The sequence below is a fragment of the Bradyrhizobium sp. 14AA genome (assembly GCF_054185205.1).
This window is the reverse complement of sequence record NZ_JAVAYM010000117.1, coordinates 1-492: the sequence shown is the minus strand read 5'-3', so window position 1 is coordinate 492 and position 492 is coordinate 1. Positions and strand designations below refer to the sequence as shown.

Genomic DNA, 492 nt, shown 5'->3' with positions numbered 1-492 from the left:
TGCGGTGTGCACGAAGAACAGCACCCCCAGCAACGCCGCCATCGCCGCGTCGATCAGGCTGATGCTCAAGCGCTCGCGGCGTGCCCGGGCCAGGATGAACACCAGCGGCACGCCATACAGCACGTACAACAACAGGCTGACGCGCGGGGTGAAGTCAGCCCGGCCGGCGCCCAGCGCATCCACCATGTTGAACGTCATGCCGCCGGCCCACAGCAGCAGTGCCATCGCGGTAGCACGCCAGCCCAGAGCGGCGCGGTCACGTTGCGCCCGCACCAGGCACGCGGCAGCGGCCAGCAGCGGCGCACCGGTCAGGAATACGAAAGAGCCTACGCCCGCCGGGCTCGGCCAGAACGCCACGACCAGCCCATGGCAAAGCACGTACAGCATCGCCAGCACTACCGGCATGCATCCCCCCGATCCGCAAGGCCGTATGGCCGCACCATAGCGCGCCTGCACGCCACAGCGGCGTGATCCACTGCGGCAAAACGACAC

Annotated in this window: 1 protein-coding gene; it reads right to left on the bottom strand. The window is 68.5% G+C overall.

Translation table 11 applies throughout. The features are described from left to right. Window positions 1–405: hypothetical protein (locus RAD15_RS43585; protein WP_458184827.1), on the bottom strand; the 405-nt coding region annotated here is incomplete at its 3' end. Between the last annotated feature and the right edge of the window lie 87 nt (window positions 406–492).